We start from the raw sequence: 23,285 nt of genomic DNA, 5'->3' as shown, positions 1-23,285 counted from the left end.
ATATGCGAGTATTTGTTACCGGAGCCACAGGCTTCATAGGAACGGCTATTGTTCAGGAATTAATTGGCGCAGGTCATCAGGTTATCGGCCTCGCCCGGTCGGATGCCAATGCGCAGGCACTTATTTCGGTAGGTGCTGAGGTACATCGGGGTGATATAGAAGACCTGGATAGTTTACGGAGCGGGGCCAAGGAATCAGATGGCGTAATTCATGCGGGATTTATTCATGATTTCTCCCGGTACAAAGAGGTATGTGAAGCAGACAGGCTCGCAATTAAGGCCATCGGCGAAGCACTCGCCGGTTCTGAGCGCCCATTTATTGTTACTTCGGGCACTGCGCTGGTTAGTCCGGGTAAACTTGCTACCGAAGATATTATACCCCATGCCGACTCCTCCACACATCCACGTATAGCTTCAGAAGAAGCGGCAGATACTGTCGCGGCGCTTGGTGTGCGTGTATCTGTGTTACGTTTATCACCATCTGTTCATGGTGACGGCGATCATGGCTTTGTTCCTATGCTGATTGACATCGCGCGTAAAAAAGGTATTTCGGCTTATATTGGCGAAGGGAAAAACCGCTGGACAGCGGTACACAGGCTTGATGCTGCCCGCCTGTACAGGCTAGCATTAGAAGAAGCTGTACACGGAGGCAGATTTCATGGTGTTGCCGAAGAGGGAATTGCCTTTAAAGATATTGCTGAAACTATTGGCAAGCATCTCAATCTCCCGGTGGTATCTATATCGCCTGAGGAAGCAGCTGATCATTTTGGTTGGTTTGGAGGCTTTACGTCGCTGGATGTCCCAGCATCAAGCAAAATAACCCAGGAAAAACTAAAGTGGCACCCTAAGCACCCAAAACTGATTGCAGACATGGCACAAGGAAGCTATTTTAAAGGTTAAACAAAATCGACCCAGCAAAAAATAAATATATTGTAAAATGGCAGGCGCAGAAACATATCGGGTTCAAACTATCGGCGAGCTTCATCATATAATAGGTTTGCCCAGGCCGGAGCATCCACTGATCAGTGTGATTAACCTGGAAATTATGAAACGTTCGGGAAAAATGCCTGCCAACCGGATGTTTGATTTTTATTCTATTGCATTAAAACGGCATTGCGACGGTATACGGGCAGCAGCAGTATGATGTTCAGGATGGCGTCATGTATTTTATGGCGCCCGGGCAGGTGTTCGGGTCGTTGAGTGCTGAGGATGAAACGACAGTATCCAAAATGTCAGGATGGGCGCTTTATATCCATCCGGACTTTTTGTGGAATACCCCTCTGGCCAAATCCATGAAGCGGTATGAATATTTTGATTATTCGGTGAATGAGGCTTTATATCTTTCGGAGAAAGAAGAAGCTATTATTATTAGCGTGATGCAAAATATTCAAACGGAGTATTTTGCCAATACAGATAAATTCAGCCAGGATATTATCATATCAATGATTGAGGTATTGCTGAACTATGCCGACAGGTTTTACCACCGCCAATTCCTGACACGAAAAATTGAAAACCATCAAATTCTCGATAGACTGGAAGATATTTTGACAGTCTATTTTAATAGCGAGGATTTATTAACGATGGGGTTACCGAGCGTTCAGTATGTAGCGGAGAAACTGAATATATCGCCCAACTACTTAAGCGGCTTACTGAAAGTATTAACAGGGCGCAATACGAAACAGCACATCCAGGATAAAATGATTGAGAAGGCCAAGGAAAGAATCTCCACTACCGAACTATCTGTAAGTGAAATTTCTTATGAGTTAGGCTTTGACCACCCGCAATCGTTCAGTCGTTTGTTCAAAGCTAAGACCGGGCTTTCACCTTTGGCGTTCCGGCATACTTTTAATTGATCCTTAGACCTGAAACTTTAGCGGCTTTTCATTGAGAATTTTTTTAAGCGTGGACGCTTAAAAACCATTTCGGTTAAGTGTGGACACTTGACCGGGCGTAATATATTGCTAATCCAAGCGTCAACACTTGGACTTAATTCCTTTAAGCGTCAACGCTTAAAGGAATTAATATCACGACCAGAAACCTTTAGCATTTATTTGGCAGGAATTATAACCCTGTAGCTTTAACAGTTTTTTCATCTGGCTTACCATGATGTTATTGCCGGTTAGGTAAAATACGGTATTCTCCAAAGTGTATTGCTGGCCGATTACCCACTGAATTAAACTATGGTGGCCATAAGCATCATCACGCTTAACGGTTTGCAGCGGTGAGCGGAAGAACTCGCTAAACTGGCTGCGGTGATCGTCGTTACCCATAACTACAGCTCCTGAAAAGCGCGCGGCAGGCATTACCATTTGCTGCAAAGCCAGCATGTGGCCCAGGCTGCTTTCATCGCCTAAAGCAATAACTGCCGAGGTACTTTCGGCTACCTGGTGGGTGGTGCCTATTTTAAAATAGCTTACTGTATCGTCCTTTTTTAATTGTTTTGCCCAGTTACTGCCGGGGCCGTTGTGCGCGGCATCAATAAATATGGTGCAGGTACAGGTTTCGGCATCCCAGCCGGATGGAGTATAATCGCGGTAAGTAAAAGATGCTACTTTGAATTTAATATAAGGAATTTCGGTCCATTGCTGCATATCGGCAAAAGGCAAGTGCAGGTCGATCTCGATCAGGGTAGATAGCTGCCAGTAGCGTACTTCCAGCACACGGCCGGTTTGCATTTGTGAAGGTTCGAATAATTTTTCGGCCTTTCTTTTTAATCTATCTAAGGTAAATGTTTCCATTATGGTAGTGTTTTAACAGTACAAAGTAACGGCACAAATGGCTGAATAAAAATGGCAACTTCGGGGTAAGTATTGGACTATTTACGGTAACACCCACGAAATGTAAGTGGCGTGGTATCTGTGAATTTTTTGAATAAACGTGAAAAATAAGCGTGATCTTCATAACCCAACTGGTGGGCGATCTGCTTTACCGATAGCGATGTATAGTACAACATGCGCTTAGCCTCGAGCACCACTTCGTGTTGTATCCAGTAACTTACGGAGAAGCCTGTAACTTTTTTAAGCGACTCATTCAAATAAGATTCGGAAACATTTAGTCGCGATGCGTAAATGGAGGGACTTTTTAGAGCCCGTACGTTGGTTACGAGCAATTTTTTAAACTCCTGTGAGAGCTGTGCAGGACGAGATATATGGTTATGCGGATTGGTTAAGGTAGTAAATCCGCTGGCAGCTATCCCTAAAAATGATTGCAGTAAAGAGTGAACAACCGACAGGTTAAAAGGTATTTGTTCGTCTTCGTGATGTTTTTGATCGAGCACACAAAGCAGGCTGCGGCATTGGGTCATCAGCCTATCGGATAAAGCAAATGGCTGTTGCAGCAACAATTGATTTTCAAAAATATCGCGGTAATCAGGCGGCACCAACAGGGTATCTACCGCCAAAAACCAGCCTTCTGTTTGCTGGGCGTGTATGCGGTGGTGTACCTGCCCCGGTAAAATATAATAAATGGATGATGGCTGCAAGCTCAGTTCATGAAAGTCGATCATTAACGACGCAGCACCGTTTTCGATCAGGAAGAAGATATAATGATCATCGCGATGAGCGCCTAATATTTCAGCTTCATCCTTAGTGACATCACCCGGGAAGAAATGCCTGATCTCTAGGCCTGAGTCTATCCTATCTTTTAGTTGATGTACGGGGATGTCTTTCATTTACCCGGCTAAATTAATAATTAAGTGGCTTATAAATAAGCATATTAAACAAATGACATTAATGCACGTTATTAGATACAAATCATCACAACCACATGAAAAAGCTTTTACTTTTTGGGGTCATCATAGCTGCATCCTCGTTTAAAACTCAGGCGCAGCAAAAGCCCGAACAATACAATGTTAACCAGTTTGTAAAACATGTGGGTAAGAAAATAACGATGTGCGAAACGGTTTATTCCTTTAAGATACTAAGCGACACCGTTACTATGCTGAATATGGGTGCTGATTATCCTAACCAACGGTTTACGGTGGTGGTTAGCGGCAAGGAAATACAGCTAAATTATGATGATTTAAAAGGTAAACACATTTGCGTAACCGGCGATACATCGATGTACAAAAATCACCCGGAAGTACTGATCTATCATGAAGACCAGATCCAGTTTAAATAGGCGGCTGGATTGATGACTTAACTACTGTACTTTTTATTTTAGATGCCATCCAAACAATTAAAGCGCCAAGCGTGGTGATAACCGCGAACGACCAGCGCAGGTTTAATGCCTGGGCCACAAAACCAACCATGGGTGGCACTACCAAAAAACCAAAATACCCTACTGTTGATACCGCTGCTATAGCAGGGCCTTTGGCCATTGTTGTTGATTTACCTGCTTCACTAAAACATAGTGGCACTATACAGGATGTCCCTATCCCCACCAACCCAAAACCAATAATTGTTGTAGGTACATAAGGGAAAAGAACCGCCAGCAAAAAACCAGTCACAATAAACACCCCGCTGCACTGCATTAACAATTTTACGCCATAACGACCCACTATTTTATCGCCAGCAAAGCGGGAAGCAGTCAGGGTAGTCATGAAAACGACGAATGCCGCAGTTGCGGTGGCGTGGGTGGAGTGTACGGCTTTGTCCATATAGATACCGCTCCAATCGTACATAATGTTTTCGCAGGCCATGGAGGAGAAGCAGATAAGTGACAGGTTGATCAGTGTTTTATCCGGTAACGAGAATAAGGGCTTTTTTTCTAATTGCTGAGGTTGTTGTTGCAGGGTAAAGGGCGCGAAGCAGATAGATAATACCACCAAGGTTGTACTAACCGATAGCAAATGCCAAACCGGCAATACATGGTTAGCCACCATTAAATACCCCAAAGCTGCCCCTGCAAAACCCGCGCAGCTCCAGATTGCGTGAAAGGTGGTTATGATTGATTTTTTATATAGCCCTTGTACGCTCACGCCTTCGGTGTTCATAGATAAATTAAGCAGGTTGCGTGATGAACCGAAACAAAGCAGCACTAATATGAACTCCCAATAATGCACAGCATAGCCCAGTAGACCCAGCATAAGGTTAAACAGCAAAGCGCCAAACAACATAATTCGGCTACTGCTATATGCACGAAGCAAGCGAGCGGTTAAAGGCATGGTAGCTAATAAACCAACAGGCAAAGCAAATAAGGCTGTACCTAATTGCGCCTCGTTTAAATGCAGATCGCGTTGGATGGATGGGATGCGGGATGCCCAGGTAGTATAACCAAACCCCGATATAAAGAAAAACCCGGCTGTAGCAATACGGATAGTTTTTGGGGATCGGGGCGGGTTAATCACGGGGTGAAATTAACAAAAAAGGTGTTTAGCTTAATAATTGATTAATTATTAAACTTTGACTTAGGCACATAGTTACGAAAATATTTTATCGACCAATAGAAGAAACTGATAGCCACAATCAAAAAGCCAACAATAAACCACTCTTCGTTTTGTTGATCTTTCCAACTATATAAAACTTCATTGCCTCTTTCTACCTGTGAAACATCGCGTGCTAAACCTGCACTCAATATTTTCAACATGGTTGTTGGGTAATAGATGCTCACGTAATCGCCGTTCTTTAGGATTGAGCCTAGCCTGAATCGGGTCTTTTCCTCCTGTATCTTATAACTCTGCATATTGTCGAGGGTAATGACTAATGCATAATTAGGGCTGTCATGCGCATCAAATCTATGATGGGTGTACCCAATAATGTTCGTTTCAACATTAACTATATTACCCGACACTTTATCGAGTTGGTCTACGGTTACAAACATACTAAGCAGTTGACCAATCAATACAATACCCAAAAAGCAAACAATAAACGGGACAGTATACTTAGCGCTAAACTTAGCCCTGGGTAAGTAAGTTAAATCATCATAAAATTGCTTAAACATGTGAGATAGTTTGGTGAAGTAAATATATACAAAGCGAATATTAACGGCGATAGTATCAACAAAAAAGGTGTTTAGCTTTCGCTAAACACCTTTTAAATTTTATGGTAAGAAGTAAGAAGCTTATTCAGCTACTACTTCAAACGGTACGCGTACTTTTACTTCTTTGTGCAGATTTACATTTGCAACGTATTCGCCAACAAATTTAGGTTCTGTATCAAAAGTAATACGGCGACGGTCAACTTCAAAACCTTCTTTTTTCAAAGCATCAGCAAGCTGAATAGTGTTGATAGCACCGAATATTTTACCGCTTTCGCCGGCTTTAGCACCAATGGTAAGTTTAACACCTTCCAAACGGGCAGCTATCGCGTCAGCATCTTTACGTATTTTTTCTTGTTTAAACTGAGCCTGTTTAAGGTTTTCAGCTAAAACTTTGCGGGCACTTACAGTGGCCAATATGGCGTAGCCTTTAGGTAAAAGGTAGTTACGGCCATAACCTGGTTTAACGCTTACTACGTCGTCTTTATCACCCAGGTTTTTTACATCTTGTTTTAAAATAACATCCATTTCTTGATCTCCTATTATTTTAATGAATCTGTAACGTAAGGCAATAAACCAATGTGACGGGCACGTTTAACTGCCTGAGCCACTTTACGCTGGAATTTTAATGAAGTACCTGTTAAACGGCGAGGTAAAACTTTACCCTGATCGTTAATAAACTTTAATAAAAAGTTAGCGTCTTTGTAATCGATATACTTAATACCATTCTTTTTGAAACGGCAGTATTTTTTACGGTTATCCTCCACTTTTGGAGCGGTAACGTATTTAATTTGATCGTTTGCCATTATCTTGCTGCCTCCTCTGTTTTAGCTGCAGGTTTTTTGTTAAAAGCACCGCTGCGTTTTTTGTCATTGTAAGCGATGGCATGTTTATCCAAAGCAATAGTCAGGAAACGTAAAACACGCTCATCGCGCCTTAACTCAATCTCCAACTTGTTAATTAATTCACCCGGAGCCTTAAATTCAGTTAAGTGATAGTACCCAGTTGTTTTCTTTTGAATTGGGTACGCTAATTTTCTCAAACCCCAATTATCCTCCTGGACAATTTCGGCTCCGCCATCAGTTAGAGTTTTGCTGTATTTAGCGTAAGCCTCTTTAGCAATCTCTTCTGAAAGCAACGGGGTTAGAACGATCACGATTTCGTACTGTTGCATTATTAAATTGATTTTTAAATATTTACCCACTATATCGGGGCTGCAAATGTAGGAAGAATATTTTAATTATCAAATGCTTATCGCCCAAATTTAAGCAAATCATCGCCTACAAAAACAATTGCTGTTTTATTGCATTACCATAATAACCTACAAGCTATTTATGGCCGACGATAAAAAAACAACTGAAATCATCAAAAAAGAGCTGACCTACCTTCAAAAGGTATGGCATACGGTTGCTATTATAGCTTTGCTGGTGGGTGTTATTTTAATTGCCCGGGTTGCTTTTAACGTATTGCTGATGGCGCTGGCGGCCTCGCTTATCGCTGTATATTTTCATGGTTTGGGCGATATTATACAACGGCGTACACGTTTACAGCGCAAATGGGCCATGCTCATATCTATTGTGGCCTCGTTTATTATTTTAGGGGTGCTGCTGTGGTTTATGGGCACCAAAATACAGGTACAAATAGCCGAGTTAAGCAATACCCTCCCCCATACTGTAAACACCGCCAAAGCTAAAATAGCCGAGAACCCTATAGGGCAAAAGGTATTGGATTATTTTTCTAGCACGAACTCCGATAAAACGATGGCCACGGTGCAAGCGTTTTTTAGTACCGGCTTCGGGGTTTTGGGCGATATGTATATCATTTTGCTGTTGGGCGTATTTTTTACCGCCAGTCCGTCAATCTATAAAAATGGCATACTATTGCTTATCCCTAAAAAAAGAAAAGAGCAAGGCAAACACATTATGAACCGTATAAGCCTGTCGCTTAAAGGTTGGTTGAAGGGTATGATGCTATCGATAGTACTGATAACCGTAATGATTACCGTGGCTTTAAGTATTATGGGTATACCCGTGGCCATGGTGCTAGGGTTGATTACGGGCATACTGGAGTTAGTGCCGAATATAGGATCATTAGTTGCGATGATACCCGGCGTTTTACTGGCGCTTACCATTGGCACTAATACGGCAATTATTGTAGCGCTCATTTACATTGTATCGCAAACTATTGTGGCCAATATTGTTACGCCGCTGATACAGAAGAAGATCATCAACCTGCCACCCGCGCTTACGCTGATCAGTCAGTTGGTTATGGGTACTTTGTCGGGGGCATTGGGTATTATATTGGCCGTTCCGCTGCTGGCAATTATTATAATTTTGGTTGATGAATTATATGTGAGGGAAATAAATAAATGATAAATTGCGCCTGATTTTAATCAGCGAAAACGAATCAAATTTTACCCTTTATGTTATTTACTGAATACGAAACCACTACTGTTGAACTTGAGCCAATAACTGCCCTTAACCCAGGTGATGATGATGATTTTGAGGATGATGATGCCGACACCGACGCCGGTTGGGATGATATTGAGGACGAAGATTTTGAAGACCTACAGGACGACAAAGAAGCTGAGCACGCGGCAGAGCTTGATGACGACATCCCGGATGATGACGACGAAGATGAGGATGATTTTCCGGATGATGATTTTTAGGTAGTTCTCTTTTGTCATGCTGAGCATTGCGAAAAATTTGCAAAGTGGTTTACGCTGTACAGATGCTTCGTTCCTCAGCATGACAACTCTATTTATACCCCTTGTCATTCTGAACGTAGTGAAGAATCTATCCGCTTGTTTACGCTGATGCTCCGCTCAGCATGACAAATTAATTTACCCCTTACCCCTCTCAATAGAGGAACTTTTTACTTACTTAATCATCTAATCCTTTTCCATTAAGGATTTGCGGTATGTATTTTTCAACTCTTGATTCCCGGGTTTTGGATTGTTTGGGTGCGGAAAAATGAAGAAGATATGCTCTTTGTCGCCCCGGTGTTAATGCCTCAAAAGCAGTTTTTAAGGCAGGGATGTGATTTAGTTTATTCTGAAACTCTGCAGAAACTGTGAATTCTGTAACCTTTTTTAGCTCTACATTCAACCCGACTTTTTCCACTTCGATAGCTTCATATATATAGGCCTTGAGAATCGACTCCAGCTCTACTATTTCCCGAAGATCAGTGAACCTGATCTGACGCGCCGCCTGCACATTCTCTGTTTGTTGAATCAGGATACCATTGGCATCATTTAACAAAACCCCTTTGAAAAACAGAAGCGCGCAGTATTCTTTAAAGCCATGTATTAAAACGATGTTTTTTTCCTGGAAGGTGTAACAGGGGCATCCCCATTTCAATTCTTCTGTGAGTTGGCAATCAAGAATGATCATTCTTAACCTTTCATATTCTTCCTGCCACTTTGTGGCTTTATTAAAATAAAAATCAACCTTGGGGTTCATGATGCGCTTTGTTATGGTGCAAATTGGTTGATCAAATATAATGAAAGTGGTGGTAGTTTGGGAAACCCTTTCGAGACCTGCTTGCGTTTTCACTCACCCGGTTTTCGCTCAGCCGCTTAACCTGCCCTCTCTTCTGCTGCGCAGGAAAGAGGGCGTTTGAAATTTATTTGAGCCTCGCTTTTCTTTTGTCATTCTGAGCATAGCGAAGGATCTGTAAAGTGGTTTACACTGTACAGATGCTTCGTTCTTCAGCATGACAAAGCTACTTTGTAATTCTTCCTTTGTCATTCTGAGCGCAGGGAAGAATCTTCTGCAACATGCATAGCTCGCTTGGCTGACCGAAGAAGATTCTTCGCTGCGCTCAGAATGACAATAATATTAACCACAAACTTGGGAAGATATATAATTTAACTACTCTTATAGAAACGTACTCCTCTCGAGAGGGGGAACTTTATAAAGACTTATATTGCGAACCTTGTATCACTCCTCTTTCGAGGATTTTTTGGTCGATGTAGTATTGGATTTCGGATTTTTTGAGCTGCCAGTTGGGGGCTATTAGCAGGTCGAGGTCGCTTAGTCCGAAAAGGCGCTGGATGATGACATCGGGGCGCAGCAATGGCAGAAAATCGCACAGGAAATTGGCGTATTCATCCAGCGTGAAAAGTTTGAATGGCTCGCGTTTATATTTAACACCCATAACCGAGCCTTCTACAATGTGTAAATGGTGCAGTTTGGTGAACTTTATTTGCGGGTGACGGTTAATTTCGTGCGCGTAAGCCAGCATCTGATCATGGGTTTCCCAGGGGAAGCCGAAGATGGTGTGCACACAAACATCAAGCTTGCTGTTTTCCAGCATTTTCAGGGCGCTGATCAGGTCGTCATGGTTACAGCCACGATTGATCTGGGCCAGGGTATCGTTATAGATGGATTCCATACCCATTTCAATATCCACATCAAAACGGTCGGTATAGGATTCTAACAAGGCAATCTTTTCAGGGTCTATACAATCGGGACGCGTACCTACGGACAGGCCTACTATGTCTTCAGTATAATAGCTCAGGGCTTCGTCATACATAGCTTTCAGATAATGGGTTGGCGCGTAAGTATTGGTATTAGGCTGAAAGTAAATGATAAACTTATCGGCTTTATTACCTTTTCGGGCACGCTCCACTCCTGCTATTACCTGTTCTTTTATGCCGGGATTATCACGGGTTGGTGATGGCGTAAAGGAATCGACATTACAATAGGTGCATCCGCCATAGCCTTTTGAGCCATCGCGATTGGGGCAGGTGAAGCCCCCATCAACTATCACTTTAAATACCCTTTGTCCGGGATATTTTTGTTTGAGATATGGGCCATAGTTGTTATAGCCTTTTTCCCAGGGTGATGTTTGTACCGCTTGCGTTATTGATTCCGTTGATTGCATTGGGGCAAAGATAGGGAATTTTTTATTTGGAGGTTTAGAGGTGCTTGTGTATTGACATTGATTCGACTATTGAGGATAATTGCGTTTCAAACAGGATTCTCCCCCCGCTCATTGCCGCGGGGGCTACTACTTTTTTCTTGATAAAAAAGCAGCAAAAAATCAATACGGAAAAAACTTTCTACCCACAAGGCTAGCTCCCGACCCGGTTTTCCGTCAGGTATTTTCGCACTTTGGGTTAGCTGATGATAAATCAAGCCAATCTTTAAATCCACTAAATCATGGTTCAGACTTAATCTACATCTTTTTGCTTGTATCAGTTTTTCTAGTAGTGTCAGCATTGGTGCTATCCTGTGTTTTTTTGGATGAATCCAGCAAGGCATTGTTGCCGTCGGCCGCGTTGGTTGCTTTGTGGCTGCCGCATGATGAAGCCACAGCTATACCGGCACAAAGGCATATGCCTAAAAATATCTTTTTCATGGTGATATTATTATGTTACTGTTTGTCCAATTTACCTGACCCGGTACTTGTGGTATCGGTTGGGGCACCGTCGGATTTGCCTACCTTTTGCGAGTCGGCATCTGCGGCTGTGTGCGATGAATCATTCACGGTACCGGCCTGATCGGCTTTACCGGTCATCATAGGTGAATCGGCGTAAGCATCTTTCGGTTTGCTGTTGCTGTGACACGCTGCCAGCCCGACACAAAGGCATATTCCTAAAATTAGCTTTTTCATGGTAGTATTGGTTATTTATTAACAACCAAGTTTGGAGGGGGATGTTTGCAGTAATATTAATTAGATACGTATTTACTGCATAAGTAAGTTATAGTTTACTTTTCCCTTTGATTACCTGTAATTTATGTCACGAATGTTATTTACCGGTGTCTATTGAGTATGAAAAAACTTGTACTTGCTGTTTTATTGTCTGGAATTGGCTTACAGCTATATGCTCAGAACAAACCTTTGGCTGTTTTACCTTTCGAGCTGAAAAGTGATAACCGTATTTATATTAAATGCCGGGTTAACAAGTCGGATACACTGACTTTTTTGTTTGATACCGGCGCGGGAGGTATGGTTATCAATCAGGATATATTGGGCAAAAAACTGGATCTGGTGTTAGATTCGGAAACAACCAATATTGGCGAGAACGGCGAAGGCAAGATTAAGGAAAGCACTAACAATAAACTATTTTTTGGTGGCCTGGAAGCGGATGGTGTTACTTACGTCGCCATCCCCTACGGAAATGTGGCCTTCGACGGGGTGTTTGGGAATAATTTAATGCGGAATTATGTAATCGAGATAAATTATCATAAAAAGCTGCTTTCTTTTTTCAGCAAAAAGGATTATGTGGTTGATGCTAAATCTTATAATCAATTCGACCTGAAATTTGTGATGGAGGTGCCTACAATCAGCGCCTGCTTATTTATTGACAACAAAGAGGTGAAAGGTACTTTTGAGATGGATACGGGGGGAGACAGTGGTTTAATCATTGCGGACCACTTTGCCCAAGCAAATCATTTAGCGCAACAACTGAAGCAGGTAGCTATGGCGACTTCCTTAGGGTCGGATGGGGTGGCAACTAAAGTAGCTATTGTGATGGTGCCTGAAATCAGATTGTCGGACAAACATTTTTACCGGGTGCCTGCTTTGTTATCGGGTGTGCAATCAGGGGTATTGGGGAGCGGGGCATTGTCGGGTATATTGGGTAACGGTTTTTTGAAACGTTTTGATGTAGTGTTAGACCTGCAACATAACCAGCTATTCCTGAAACCTAACGATTATTTGTATACGCCTTATTATGATTTTTTGGTAAAGTAAGGGTATACGCAGTTGCGCGGTTGGGTGTTCCTGCTATCCAGCGGGCGGTCTGTAGTTGCAAACTACAAGCTTATTGATCCGAAGTCAAAAATCGGACAGCGGGAATAGCAGATGCTAGACGCTGCGGTGTATTTGGTTTAATTACGATGATTAACAGGCAAATAACCTATATTTGAATATAACCTTTCCTCATGAAAAATCCTGCACACTCGGTTGTTGTCACCATTGTTTTTTTGGTGATCATATTTTTGGTTTTCGCCTTAATAGGGGGTGGTTGTAGGCCTCGTTTGTGGGGACAGGACCTGCGGGTTTATTGTACCGTAATCTCGGGCTTGTGCGTTGTCGCTGCTTTTGGGGTTTATCAATTGATGATTCGCGAGGATTGATTGGGGTTGTGAATGTGTAGTTGCAAACTACATGCTTATTAGTCCAAAGTCATAGAATTCGGCCAGCGGGGCGACATTGGCGCAAAGACCAGTGACTCACCCCGAATACGCTGCGCTGTTCTCTCTCCGGCAAGCCGCATAGAGGGTGAAAGTTATCCCTTTTGACTTAATGACATTGACTGCGGACGTCTAATTTATTAGCTAAGATGCTTTTCAGGGGTAAAATCATTGTATCGTGGTACAGTAATTGGTAATAGTAAAGTAATTTGCCTGGTTATGTGGCAAATTAGTGTTATTCACCTGTTTATGAAATATTTAAAGCCAAGCGAAAAAATGGATGTGATACTGGGATATCTAAAAAATCGCCCTGATACCGAACTTACCACAGGCAACATAGCGGGATATGCGGAGCTTACCAATCCCGGAGCTTTTACGCCTAAAGACCTGGGTGCAATACTAAAAGTACTGGCGAACGACCATCACATTGAGGTACTCACCCCAGGGCTGTACCGCGTTACCCTTGAAGGTATCGTTTTTATGGAGGATGGTGGCTACACCGTGGAACGCCAGGAAAGGTTTGTTAAGCGCCAATATATCAAATATACAAAAAGGGTTGGCAATGAAACATCGAGCCTGATGCTATGGCTTATAGGCTTTTTGATTGTTTTCGGAGCGTATTTTCTGTTCAGATATGGCTACTATCATTGGAACTGGAACATCCCATTTTAGTGCAGGGCACGACTATTGCAATATGCCTGCGAAAGCGGCAAACCAGCTTAACCAGCATCTTAATAAGACCTACCCGATTTTGTATAGCATAACATACATTTTAACCAATTATTTGTATTTTTTATTTATTTAATAAATATTTAACTTAAAATCAATTAAATGACTTATATAACCAATTAAGGCGTAGTAATTGCATACCAGTATATGAATTAATTTTAATAATTATGCATCATATACTCATTGAAACATTACACGTATTTGTAGTTATAATGATGGCGTTTTTTATTATCATGTGTACCATGGCAGCCTCAGGTAGTTTTGATAACTGGGGAAAACGCTACAAAACAAAAAAGCCAAGAAGGCTTTGGCGAAATCATGAAGATGCTTAATCAGCATTTATAGGAAAAGCAAAAGGGGTATCCATATGGACACCCCTTTTGCTTTTATTTAACAATTTCAGTATTATTGATCGGCATTAAGCCTTTGAATTTTGCGCTTATCAGGCGGCAGGGCCTTAAACTTTTTGTAGCTATCGGCTATGTAAACTGCCATTGTTTGGGTAGTGTTACTATGTACAAAAGTGTATGAAGGGCGATAAAGGGTCATGAAGTCTTCCAGGTCCTGGCCACGTAATGGCACCAGGCTACTTACATAAGCGGCATTGAATACATTATCAATTTCCTGTTCCTCCTTCTCCATTGCAAAATAGCGTCTCAGGCGGCGGGCATCGCGGGAATCTTTACTGAACCAGCTGCTTGGCGATAATACGTATACTTTACTTTTTTGGTAAACTTCAGGATATTCTTCTTTGGGATCAAATGTGCTTCTTGTACCGTTGATTTTCACTTCGCGCAGGGCGATACTTAATATTTGCAGTTTAACCTTTTTTGGTGTCATATCAACCACATACAAAGTATCACTAATATAACCCGGTGAATTAAATATTAACAAATGGCTTGGCGCAGATTTAATAGCAAAATTGCCGTTTTTATCGGTAAGGGTTAGCTGGTTGTTGGTAGCATCCTTAATAAAAACATTACTAAGCCTTAAGGTGCTGCCGGTTTCTTCCACAGTACCTTTCAGGAGGTTTTGGGCGTTAGCCATGCCGGTTATAAAAACCAACAAGGTGAGAGTGATAAATTTCAGTTTCATAGCTATGTATAGGTTAGGATAAATCTAATAATTTAAATATATCCGTTAGCTATTTAACGAATATTTAACATATAAGTTCTGTAAATAATCGCTGTATTTTGTTTGTGAGATTAATATTACAGAGGAATATTGCCATGCTTTTTCCTCGGGTTATTTACCACCTTGTTTTCCAGCATTTTAAACGCGTGAATCAATTTAATACGGGTATCTTCGGGTACTATCACCTCATCAACAAAACCACGCTCGGCAGCACGGTAAGGGTTGGCAAAGGTATCGGAATATAGTTGTTCCATCTCTTTCCACTTGGCTTCCTTGTCTTCGGCGGCGTTTATCTCGCGCTTAAAGATGATTTCGGCAGCGCCCTTGGCTCCCATCACGGCAATCTCGGCGGTTGGCCACGCAAAGTTCATATCAGCACCAATGTGTTTGCTGTTCATCACATCATAAGCGCCACCATAAGCTTTACGGGTGATTACCGTAATACGTGGCACGGTAGCTTCGCAAAAAGCATACAATAGTTTTGCCCCGTTCGTGATGATGGCATTCCACTCCTGGTCTGTGCCGGGTAAAAAGCCGGGGACATCCTCAAATACTAACAAAGGAATATTAAAGCTATCGCAAAAACGTACAAAGCGTGCGCCTTTGGTTGATGAGTGTATATCAAGCACACCAGCCAAAAATGCGGGTTGATTAGCCACAATGCCAATGCTGCGACCAGCTAAACGGGCGAAGCCAACTACAATGTTCTCGGCAAAATCTTTATGAACTTCTAAAAAGCTATCGGCATCAATCACCTCGTTAATTACTTCGCGCACATCGTAAGGCTGCGAAGCATTTTCGGGCATAATGGTATTTAAAACCGGGCGTGTTTCATTTTGTATATCATAAGGATATGCGGGTGCTTTATCCTCACAATTCTGCGGCATATAGCTTAACAGTTGTTTTATATTATTGATAGCCGCGATTTCATTCGGGCAAGCAAAATGAGTAACGCCTGATTTGGTAGCATGCGTGGTTGCTCCGCCTAATTCCTCGGATGTAACAACCTCGTGGGTAACGGTTTTAACTACATTTGGCCCTGTAACAAACATGTAAGAGGTATTCTCTACCATTAAAATAAAATCGGTAATAGCAGGAGAGTATACCGCGCCGCCCGCGCAGGGGCCCATAATTGCTGATATTTGCGGAACAACGCCTGATGCCATTGTGTTGCGGTAGAATATATCCGCATAACCACCTAAGGAATTTACACCTTCCTGTATCCTCGCTCCTCCTGAATCGTTCAAACCAACTACCGGCGCACCGTTTTTAATCGCCAGATCCATGATCTTGCAAATCTTCTCGGCATGGGTTTCGGATAATGATCCCCCAAAAACAGTAAAATCCTGCGAGTAAGCATAAACAAATCTGCCGTTAATGGTTCCGTAACCCGTGATCACACCATCACCGGGATAGTTTTCCTTCTCCATCCCAAAATCAATAGAGCGATGCGTTACCAGCATCCCTATCTCCTGAAATGAGCCTTCATCCATTAAAAAATGTAAACGCTCACGTGCGGTGAGTTTTCCTTTTTTATGCTGACTTTCTATCCGGATTTTACCTCCGCCCAAAAGGGCTTCGGCTTGTTTTTGTTTGAGTAGTTTGATCTTATTATCCACGGTACGGTTATAATTATGCAAGATGCTAAAAATACTGATTAAGCATCAAAAATGTTTGATGGTTTAATTACATTTGATTTTCACTACTATAACTCCTTTGATACTATTTTGTTAAGAAACACCAAAGAAGAACGTACATTGAAGGAGAATCTGTTACTGGCTTCTTCCACGGCTTTTGTATCGGGGGTTACCAATGTGGCTGGTGTTGTAGCTTTTTTGGCATTCACCACCAACATGACTGGGCATTTTGCCAACCTTGCCCGCAATGTCATCGAACGTAATTTATCACAGGTAATTATATTTTTGGTGTGGCTGTTCCTGTTTTTCGCGGGCGCGTTTACGTCTAATTTTTTAGTCAGATGGCAATCGCATAAAAGTGCTTACCGGGCTAATGCAGCGCCTATTATTTTAGAGATCATCATTTTATTATTCGTAGCATATTATGGCACTAATCATTACGATGGCACTTTAGCCGAAAAGCAAATCATTACCGGTGCTTTAATACTATCTATGGGTTTGCAAAACGGATTGGTATCCAATATATCAGGCGGTATCATCAAAACATCGCACCTCACCGGGGTTTTTACTGATTTGGGGGCCGATTTTGCCGAGCTGCTTTATCCCAATGCTCAAAAATCTCCTTTGCTTAAAAACCGCATGTATGTACGCCTTACTATCCTGGGGTTCTATTTCGCGGGAGCATTGGCAGGTGGCTACTTTTTTGACAAGTACGACTTCATGATGTTTTATTTCATTCCGGTGATATTATTTACCATTTTGTATTACGATCTTTCGCCCTTAGCTTTGCATAAGATTGCCCGTTTATTTTTCAAAGTAAATAATTAACCCCAATCAGTATTATACCCTATGTGCGCAAAAAAAGACATTCTGATTCACGATACAAGCCATATTTCCTACGAAACCTTACTCGAAGGCAATAAAAAATTTATTGCTAATGCCATTGAGGAAGATCCTGACTATTTTACCAAGCTTGCCAACGGCCAGAAACCACCCATTTTGTGGATTGGTTGCGCCGATAGCCGCGTGCCTGCCAACCAGATAACCAACACCAAACCGGGCGAAATATTTGTACACCGTAATATCGCAAACATGGTGGTACACTCGGACATGAATATGCTATCGGTACTGGATTACGCGGTGAACGTGTTGCAGGTAAAACATGTGATAGTTACCGGGCATTATGGCTGCGGTGGTGTTATAGCCGCCATGAGCAACCAACAATTCGGCCTGATTGATAACTGGTTATGCCACATTAAAGACGTTTACCGCCTGCATGCCAGCAAACTCGACCTGATAAAAGACGAAAAAGAACGCGCCGATAAACTGGTGGAATACAACGTAATAGAAAACGTTTACAACCTATGCAAAACATCTATTGTACAAAACGCATGGCATAAAGGACAGGATCTGGCTGTACATGGCTGGGTGTACAGCATTGAAACCGGCGTGATAAAAGATATGAACGTAAGCACTTATGACAATGCCAATATGGGCAATGTGTTCAAGTTTAAATAACCCCCCAGCCCCCTGAAGGGGGAGCAATATAAAAAGGCGAAAGAATTTAATACTCTTTCGCCTTTTCTTTTTATGATTATTTGCTCCCCCTTCAGGGGGCTGGAGGGTTATACTTCTTTATTCAAGAACGGATACTTATAATCTTTTGGCGGATCGAAGGTTTCTTTGATGGTTCTTGGTGATACCCAGCGTTGCAGGTTCAATGCTGATCCGGCTTTATCATTCGTACCAGATCCCCTGGCACCGCCAAATGGCTGCTGACCAACTACCGCACCGGTAGGTTTATCATTAATATAGAAGTTACCTGCTGCGTTACGTAAAGCATAAGTAGCCTTAGCGATAGCGTACCTGTCCTGAGATATGATAGAGCCTGTAAGCGCATAGATAGAAGTTTTATCTACAATGTCCAGTATCTCATCAAACTTCGCGTCCTCGTATACATAAATAGTTAACACAGGGCCGAAAAGCTCTTCGCACATGGTAACGTAATATGGGTCGTTTACTTTAAGCACGGTTGGTTCAACAAACCAGCCCTGGCTTTTATCGTATCCGCCACCGGCAACCAATTCAACACTTTCATCAGCTTTGGCTGCATCAATGTATTTAGCCAGTTTATCAAATGAAGCTTCGGTGATAACAGCATTAACAAAATTGCCAAAATCTTCAACCGGGCCTATTTTTATGGAAGCAAGGTCACGCTGCATATTAGCTTTAACCGCAGGCCATAACGAAGCCGGGATATATGCCCTGCTCGCTGCTGAACATTTTTGTCCCTGGTATTCAAAAGCACCACGAACCAATGCGGTACTTACTACATCAGCATCAGCACTTGGGTGGGCAAGTACAAAATCTTTGCCACCGGTTTCGCCAACTATGCGTGGGTAAGTACGGTATTTATGTATGTTGTTTCCAATAGTTTGCCAAATATTTTGGAACACTTTGGTTGATCCTGTAAAGTGGATACCTGCGAAATCATGGTGATTGAAGATCACGTCACCAGCTACCGGGCCATCAACATAAATCAGGTTGATAACCCCATCAGGCAAACCAGCTTCTTTAAACACCTGCATAATTACGTGGGCAGCATAGATTTGCGGATAGGCAGGTTTCCAAACCACTACGTTACCCATCATGGCGGCACTTGCAGGCAAGTTACCGGCAATAGCGGTAAAGTTGAATGGGGTTAATGCGAATACAAAACCTTCTAATGGGCGTTGCTCCACCCTGTTCCAAACACCTTTTGAATTTGCAGGAGGCTGTTGCGCATAAATCTCAACCATATAGCTTACGTTGAAACGCAGGAAGTCGATAAACTCACAAGCGGCATCAATCTCGGCTTGGTAAGCATTTTTGCTTTGACCAAGCATGGTGGCTGCATTAATCCTGGCACGATATGGACCGGCGATTAAATCAGCAGCTTTTAAAAATATAGATGCCCTTTGTTCCCATGCCAATGCTTCCCATTCGGGTTTTGCGGCAAGGGCGGCATCAATAGCTGCATTAACCGTTGAGGCATCCCCTTCGTGGAAAGTAGCTAATAAATGTTTATGATCATGTGGCGGGCGAATCTCCAGCTTTTTACCGGTGTGAACCAGCTTTTTACCAATGTACATCGGTATTTCAATAACCTGGGCGCGCGCTTCTTCTAAAGCGGCCTTAAGTGCCTCGCGCTCAACACTGCGCGGACCGTAATTCAATACCGTCTCGTTCTGCGGTTGCGGAACGCTGAAAAATCCTTTAAGCATAATATATGAAGTCAGTTAAAACACACAAATATAAGCATATTAGGTGTATATAAAGCCACAAAAATGCGTAATTAACGCTGGTATGACTATTACTAAACTGTTATATAATCCTACACTGCTTTAACATTGATAAGCTCGCAAGCATCGGTATTTAACACATCGGCAATTACCAGAAGTTTTTCAACTGTAACTTTGGTACGGCCGAGTTCAATTTTACTATAGGCATTCTGTGATATTTTCAACTTAGCGGCCAAATAATCCTGGGTATAATTCCTGTCGAGTCTAGTGTTTCTGATATTTTTGGCAACGTCTATTAATTTGTTCATATTATATTAATGTAATGATAACCTCTTTAACTACTGAACATTATTTTTGTTTAAAAGCAACAAATATTTCTTAATTGTGAGGTAAGCCTCTGTAGATTTCCTTGTCATTCTGAGCATAGCGAAGAATCTGTATTGATGTAAACTACTTTACAGATTCTTCGTCCCTCAGAATGACAATTCTGGTATGGTATTAAAACAAAAAAAGCCCCGCTTTTCAGCAGGGCTCTGTATATTTCCCAATTAACGCTTAAACGTCAATCTTAGCATATTTAGCGTTGCGCTCAATAAAATCGCGGCGTGGGGCAACTTCATCACCCATCAGCATGCTGAAGGTGTGGTCGCATTCGGCGGCGTTTTCAATGGTGGCACGTTTAAGGGTGCGGGTTTCCGGGTTCATGGTTGTGTCCCATAATTGCTCCGCATTCATTTCACCCAAACCTTTATAACGCTGTATGTGTACACTATCCTCTTTACCACCGCCTTTTAAACGTTGTACGGCAGCATCGCGCTGTACATCATTCCAGCAATATTCAAATTCTTTACCTTTTTTAACCTGATATAATGGCGGCGACGCGATGTATACATAACCATACTCAACCAATTCCTTCATATAACGGAAGAAGAAGGTTAAGATCAATGTGGTAATGTGCGAACCGTCGACGTCAGCATCCGTCATGATCACAATTTTGTGGTAACGCAGTTTACTGAAGTTAAGCCCCTTATCATCCTCCGGTGTGCCTATGCTTACACCAAGCCCGGTGAACATATTTTTTATTTCCTCGTTCTCGTAGATCTTGTGCTCCATGGCTTTTTCCACGTTCAGTATCTTACCACGTAATGGTAAAATTGCCTGAAATTCACGGTTACGGCCTTGCTTGGCAGTACCACCCGCCGAGTCACCTTCGACAAGGTATAGCTCGCATAAAGCAGGATCGCTGTTGGCGCAATCGGCTAGCTTACCGGGTAAACCTGATCCACTCATTACACTTTTGCGCTGCACCATTTCGCGTGCTTTGCGGGCAGCGGCGCGGGCAGTAGCAGCCAATATAACCTTGTTTACGATCATTTTGGCTTCTTTCGGATGTTCTTCCAGATAGTTGCCTAAAATCTCGCCTACGGCCATATCTACCGCTCCCATTACCTCGTTATTACCTAACTTGGTTTTGGTTTGACCCTCAAATTGTGGTTCCTGCACTTTTACAGAAATTACAGCAGTTAATCCCTCGCGGAAGTCATCACCGGTAATTTCGATCTTCATGTTTTTCAACAATCCGGATTTATCGGCGTAAGCTTTCAACGTTCGTGTCAACCCTCTACGGAAACCGGCAACGTGTGTACCGCCTTCAATAGTATTGATGTTGTTTACGTACGAGTGTACATTCTCGCTATAAGTATCATTGTATTGCAATGCCAGTTCAACCGGGATGCCTTGTTTAATTCCATCTACATAAATAGGTTCTGGAATGATAGAAGGGCGTGTACCATCAAGGTATTTAACAAACTCGCTTAATCCACCGATCGAGAAAAACTCTTCGGTATTAAAAGTGCCGTCTTCGTTAGGTTCGCGCTCGTCGGTTAAAGTAAGGCGGATACCTTTATTTAAGTAGGCAAGCTCGCGCAAGCGGCCTGCTAACGTATCGTATTTATATTCGGTAGTTAAGGTAAATATTTCCGGATCGGGATGGAAAATAACGGTAGTACCTCTTTTGTCGGTATCGCCAATTGTTTTCACATCGTACATTGGTTTACCTTTTTCGTACTCCTGTGTCCAAATTTTACCTTCGCGGTAAACCAGCGCGGTTAAATGGGTTGATAAAGCGTTAACACAACTTACACCCACACCGTGCAAACCGCCCGATACTTTATAAGTATCTTTATCAAACTTACCACCGGCGTGCAATACCGTCATTACAATTTGCAGTGCCGAAACTTGTTCTTTTGTGGTAATACCGGTTGGGATACCACGGCCATTATCGGAAACTTTAATAGAATTATCTTTTTGGATAACCACGTCTATGGTATCGCAATGACCGGCAAGCGCCTCATCTATCGAGTTATCTACAACCTCATAAACTAAGTGGTGGAGGCCTTTAACGCCTGTATCGCCAATATACATAGACGGGCGTTTGCGCACCGCCTCTAAACCTTCTAAAACCTGTATATTATCTGCTGAGTAATTTGATTTATCCTGATTTTCTTCGCTCATAATTGATTAAAACAATAACCACTCTCCAAGGTGGAGTTCTTTAAACAAAAATACTCATTTTGGTTCGATTTTCTGCTATTGTTGATAAATATGACCCGTTATAAACACCATTTTAAAATCGTTAGGAAACTTGCCCCTAAAGTTTATCTTTGTAAACTTTTTAATGAAACACAAACAGGAAAAGCATGAATTAACTGCCTGCTGATCCATTACTTAACGATAAAATATACAATGAAAAATTCTTCTGTTTTTACAAAGGTTGCTTTAGGTTTATTAGTTGCCGGAAGTGTTGCCGCATGTAAACAAGCTCCAACCAGTACAACTGCGGCACCTGCTGCTTCAACAGCATCAGCAAGTGGCGATAAACCAACCACTGTTTATGTTAATTCTGACACATTATACAGCAAGTATAACTATGCGAAAGATGTAAACAACGCTTTACAAGCAAAACTAAAAGGCGCACAAAGCGACATGCAATCAAAAACTGACGCTTTTCAGCGTGAGGTTGTTGATTACCAGAAAGGCCAGGCTACTATGCCAGCTGATCAGCGCCAGGTAACTGAGCAACGCTTACAACGCGAGCAACAACAATTACAAGGCTACCAACAAAATGAGTCGGCTCAATTACAGGATGATAAAGCAACTCAATACCAAAAAGTATATGACAAGGTTGATGATTTTGTAAAGCAATTTGCTAAACAAAACGGTTACAAACTGGTACTTACCTACTCAAAACAAGTACAAACCGTCATTTACGGCGATCCAAGCCTTGATGTTACTGCTGATGTAGTAAAAGGCTTGAATGATGCTTATGCTAAAGAAGGCTCAAAATAGTTTTTGAGTTTAAAGTATAAAGTTAAAAGCTGAAAGTTGGATGCGAATTGCATTGGCTTTCAGCTTTTTTGTTTTTTGGTGGGATTTTTGAGAATA

At 42.1% G+C, this 23,285-nt stretch carries 30 protein-coding genes; 13 read left to right on the top strand and 17 right to left on the bottom strand.

Annotation, left to right across the window (positions count from 1 at the left end):
* Positions 1-2 precede the first annotated feature (2 nt).
* From GSQ74_RS17250 to GSQ74_RS17245, 3 genes are read left to right on the top strand one after another with little or no spacing between them, the layout of a single operon-like run.
* Positions 3-899 (top strand): SDR family oxidoreductase, encoded by an 897-nt coding sequence (locus GSQ74_RS17250; RefSeq protein WP_158995470.1) that lies wholly within the window; start codon positions 3-5, stop codon positions 897-899.
* A 37-nt stretch (positions 900-936) separates the two neighbouring features.
* Positions 937-1,143, top strand: coding sequence for a hypothetical protein (locus GSQ74_RS23025; RefSeq protein WP_371724571.1), 207 nt, complete (start codon positions 937-939; stop codon positions 1,141-1,143).
* A gap of 16 nt (positions 1,144-1,159) precedes the next feature.
* Positions 1,160-1,852 carry a helix-turn-helix domain-containing protein gene (locus tag GSQ74_RS17245; RefSeq protein ID WP_371724569.1) on the top strand — a complete coding sequence of 231 codons (693 nt, stop codon included), beginning with the start codon at positions 1,160-1,162 and terminating at the stop codon, positions 1,850-1,852.
* Between the two features lie 171 nt (positions 1,853-2,023).
* Here GSQ74_RS17245 and GSQ74_RS17240 read toward each other — a convergent pair whose 3' ends face one another.
* Together GSQ74_RS17240 and GSQ74_RS17235 are read right to left on the bottom strand one after the other, a co-directional pair.
* Positions 2,024-2,737: a siderophore-interacting protein gene (locus GSQ74_RS17240; RefSeq protein WP_158995469.1), complete on the bottom strand. Its 714-nt coding sequence runs from the start codon at positions 2,735-2,737 to the stop codon at positions 2,024-2,026.
* Positions 2,738-2,814: 77 nt separating this feature from the next.
* Positions 2,815-3,669: an AraC family transcriptional regulator gene (locus tag GSQ74_RS17235; protein ID WP_158995468.1), complete on the bottom strand. Its 855-nt coding sequence runs from the start codon at positions 3,667-3,669 to the stop codon at positions 2,815-2,817.
* A gap of 95 nt (positions 3,670-3,764) precedes the next feature.
* Between GSQ74_RS17235 and GSQ74_RS17230 the strand changes: the two genes are divergently transcribed.
* Positions 3,765-4,118: a hypothetical protein gene (locus GSQ74_RS17230; protein WP_158995467.1), complete on the top strand. Its 354-nt coding sequence runs from the start codon at positions 3,765-3,767 to the stop codon at positions 4,116-4,118.
* Here the strand turns inward: GSQ74_RS17230 and GSQ74_RS17225 are convergent.
* The 5 genes from GSQ74_RS17225 to rpsF form a co-directional block, all read right to left on the bottom strand.
* A complete protein-coding gene (locus GSQ74_RS17225; protein WP_158995466.1) occupies positions 4,111-5,286 on the bottom strand; it encodes an MFS transporter in 1,176 nt (391 codons plus the stop codon). The genes GSQ74_RS17230 and GSQ74_RS17225 overlap by 8 nt on opposite strands.
* Before the next feature lie 41 nt (positions 5,287-5,327).
* Entirely contained in the window at positions 5,328-5,879 is a 552-nt protein-coding gene (locus tag GSQ74_RS17220) for a hypothetical protein (RefSeq protein ID WP_158995465.1), read from the bottom strand.
* Between the two features lie 120 nt (positions 5,880-5,999).
* The gene (gene rplI, locus GSQ74_RS17215; protein ID WP_158995464.1) at positions 6,000-6,443 is read right to left on the bottom strand and encodes a 50S ribosomal protein L9; all 444 of its coding nucleotides are present in this window, start codon (positions 6,441-6,443) and stop codon (positions 6,000-6,002) included.
* A 14-nt stretch (positions 6,444-6,457) separates the two neighbouring features.
* A complete protein-coding gene (gene rpsR, locus GSQ74_RS17210; protein ID WP_067054791.1) occupies positions 6,458-6,721 on the bottom strand; it encodes a 30S ribosomal protein S18 in 264 nt (87 codons plus the stop codon).
* Positions 6,721-7,089 (bottom strand): 30S ribosomal protein S6, encoded by a 369-nt coding sequence (gene rpsF, locus GSQ74_RS17205; protein WP_158995463.1) that lies wholly within the window; start codon positions 7,087-7,089, stop codon positions 6,721-6,723. The genes rpsR and rpsF overlap by 1 nt, the downstream gene beginning before the upstream one ends.
* Before the next feature lie 160 nt (positions 7,090-7,249).
* Here rpsF and GSQ74_RS17200 point away from each other — a divergent pair, with 160 nt between their 5' ends.
* Together GSQ74_RS17200 and GSQ74_RS17195 are read left to right on the top strand one after the other, a co-directional pair.
* Complete coding sequence (locus tag GSQ74_RS17200) at positions 7,250-8,287, top strand: AI-2E family transporter (protein WP_158995462.1); 1,038 nt, start codon at positions 7,250-7,252, stop codon at positions 8,285-8,287.
* A 50-nt stretch (positions 8,288-8,337) separates the two neighbouring features.
* Positions 8,338-8,583, top strand: coding sequence for a hypothetical protein (locus GSQ74_RS17195; protein WP_158995461.1), 246 nt, complete (start codon positions 8,338-8,340; stop codon positions 8,581-8,583).
* Positions 8,584-8,797: 214 nt separating this feature from the next.
* On the opposite strand, the gene GSQ74_RS17190 is transcribed toward GSQ74_RS17195, so the two are convergent.
* From GSQ74_RS17190 to GSQ74_RS17170, 5 genes are all read right to left on the bottom strand, one after another.
* Positions 8,798-9,376, bottom strand: a complete 579-nt coding sequence (locus tag GSQ74_RS17190) for a YdeI family protein (RefSeq protein WP_174236939.1) — start codon at positions 9,374-9,376, stop codon at positions 8,798-8,800.
* A gap of 451 nt (positions 9,377-9,827) precedes the next feature.
* A complete protein-coding gene (locus tag GSQ74_RS17185; protein WP_158995460.1) occupies positions 9,828-10,802 on the bottom strand; it encodes a TIGR01212 family radical SAM protein in 975 nt (324 codons plus the stop codon).
* An 86-nt stretch (positions 10,803-10,888) separates the two neighbouring features.
* Positions 10,889-11,140: a hypothetical protein gene (locus tag GSQ74_RS17180; RefSeq protein ID WP_158995459.1), complete on the bottom strand. Its 252-nt coding sequence runs from the start codon at positions 11,138-11,140 to the stop codon at positions 10,889-10,891.
* Positions 11,097-11,279, bottom strand: coding sequence for a hypothetical protein (locus tag GSQ74_RS17175; protein ID WP_158995458.1), 183 nt, complete (start codon positions 11,277-11,279; stop codon positions 11,097-11,099). Before GSQ74_RS17175 ends, GSQ74_RS17180 begins: the two co-directional genes overlap by 44 nt.
* 15 nt (positions 11,280-11,294) lie before the next feature.
* Positions 11,295-11,534, bottom strand: a complete 240-nt coding sequence (locus GSQ74_RS17170; protein ID WP_158995457.1) for a hypothetical protein — start codon at positions 11,532-11,534, stop codon at positions 11,295-11,297.
* 159 nt (positions 11,535-11,693) lie between these two features.
* Here GSQ74_RS17170 and GSQ74_RS17165 point away from each other — a divergent pair, with 159 nt between their 5' ends.
* From GSQ74_RS17165 to GSQ74_RS17150, 4 genes are all read left to right on the top strand, one after another.
* Positions 11,694-12,617, top strand: a complete 924-nt coding sequence (locus GSQ74_RS17165; protein WP_158995456.1) for an aspartyl protease family protein — start codon at positions 11,694-11,696, stop codon at positions 12,615-12,617.
* Positions 12,618-12,808: 191 nt separating this feature from the next.
* Positions 12,809-13,003, top strand: a complete 195-nt coding sequence (locus GSQ74_RS17160) for a hypothetical protein (RefSeq protein WP_158995455.1) — start codon at positions 12,809-12,811, stop codon at positions 13,001-13,003.
* Positions 13,004-13,309: 306 nt separating this feature from the next.
* On the top strand, positions 13,310-13,732 hold the full coding sequence (locus GSQ74_RS17155) for a hypothetical protein (protein ID WP_158995454.1): 423 nt from the start codon (positions 13,310-13,312) through the stop codon (positions 13,730-13,732).
* Positions 13,733-13,956: 224 nt separating this feature from the next.
* A complete protein-coding gene (locus tag GSQ74_RS17150) occupies positions 13,957-14,121 on the top strand; it encodes a hypothetical protein (protein ID WP_158995453.1) in 165 nt (54 codons plus the stop codon).
* Positions 14,122-14,194: 73 nt separating this feature from the next.
* Here the strand turns inward: GSQ74_RS17150 and GSQ74_RS17145 are convergent, their stop codons facing one another.
* Together GSQ74_RS17145 and GSQ74_RS17140 are read right to left on the bottom strand one after the other, a co-directional pair.
* Complete coding sequence (locus tag GSQ74_RS17145) at positions 14,195-14,884, bottom strand: hypothetical protein (RefSeq protein WP_158995452.1); 690 nt, start codon at positions 14,882-14,884, stop codon at positions 14,195-14,197.
* Between the two features lie 116 nt (positions 14,885-15,000).
* Positions 15,001-16,542 carry an acyl-CoA carboxylase subunit beta gene (locus GSQ74_RS17140; RefSeq protein ID WP_158995451.1) on the bottom strand — a complete coding sequence of 514 codons (1,542 nt, stop codon included), beginning with the start codon at positions 16,540-16,542 and terminating at the stop codon, positions 15,001-15,003.
* A gap of 51 nt (positions 16,543-16,593) precedes the next feature.
* Here GSQ74_RS17140 and GSQ74_RS17135 point away from each other — a divergent pair, with 51 nt between their 5' ends.
* Positions 16,594-17,388: a YoaK family protein gene (locus GSQ74_RS17135; protein ID WP_254060909.1), complete on the top strand. Its 795-nt coding sequence runs from the start codon at positions 16,594-16,596 to the stop codon at positions 17,386-17,388.
* Positions 17,389-17,409: 21 nt separating this feature from the next.
* Positions 17,410-18,078 (top strand): carbonate dehydratase, encoded by a 669-nt coding sequence (gene can, locus GSQ74_RS17130; protein WP_158995450.1) that lies wholly within the window; start codon positions 17,410-17,412, stop codon positions 18,076-18,078.
* Positions 18,079-18,185: 107 nt separating this feature from the next.
* Here the strand turns inward: can and pruA are convergent, their stop codons facing one another.
* The 3 genes from pruA to gyrB all read right to left on the bottom strand — a co-directional run bounded on the left by pruA (position 18,186) and on the right by gyrB (position 22,355).
* A complete protein-coding gene (gene pruA, locus GSQ74_RS17125) occupies positions 18,186-19,823 on the bottom strand; it encodes an L-glutamate gamma-semialdehyde dehydrogenase (protein ID WP_158995449.1) in 1,638 nt (545 codons plus the stop codon).
* Positions 19,824-19,933: 110 nt separating this feature from the next.
* Positions 19,934-20,149, bottom strand: a complete 216-nt coding sequence (locus tag GSQ74_RS17120; RefSeq protein WP_158995448.1) for a helix-turn-helix domain-containing protein — start codon at positions 20,147-20,149, stop codon at positions 19,934-19,936.
* Between the two features lie 247 nt (positions 20,150-20,396).
* Entirely contained in the window at positions 20,397-22,355 is a 1,959-nt protein-coding gene (gene gyrB, locus GSQ74_RS17115; RefSeq protein WP_158995447.1) for a DNA topoisomerase (ATP-hydrolyzing) subunit B, read from the bottom strand.
* A 231-nt stretch (positions 22,356-22,586) separates the two neighbouring features.
* Here gyrB and GSQ74_RS17110 point away from each other — a divergent pair, with 231 nt between their 5' ends.
* Positions 22,587-23,189, top strand: a complete 603-nt coding sequence (locus GSQ74_RS17110) for an OmpH family outer membrane protein (RefSeq protein WP_158995446.1) — start codon at positions 22,587-22,589, stop codon at positions 23,187-23,189.
* Positions 23,190-23,285: the final 96 nt, after the last annotated feature.

This window comes from Mucilaginibacter sp. L196 (assembly GCF_009765905.1).
Classification (GTDB): domain Bacteria; phylum Bacteroidota; class Bacteroidia; order Sphingobacteriales; family Sphingobacteriaceae; genus Mucilaginibacter.
This window is presented reverse-complemented; position numbering and strand designations above follow the sequence as displayed.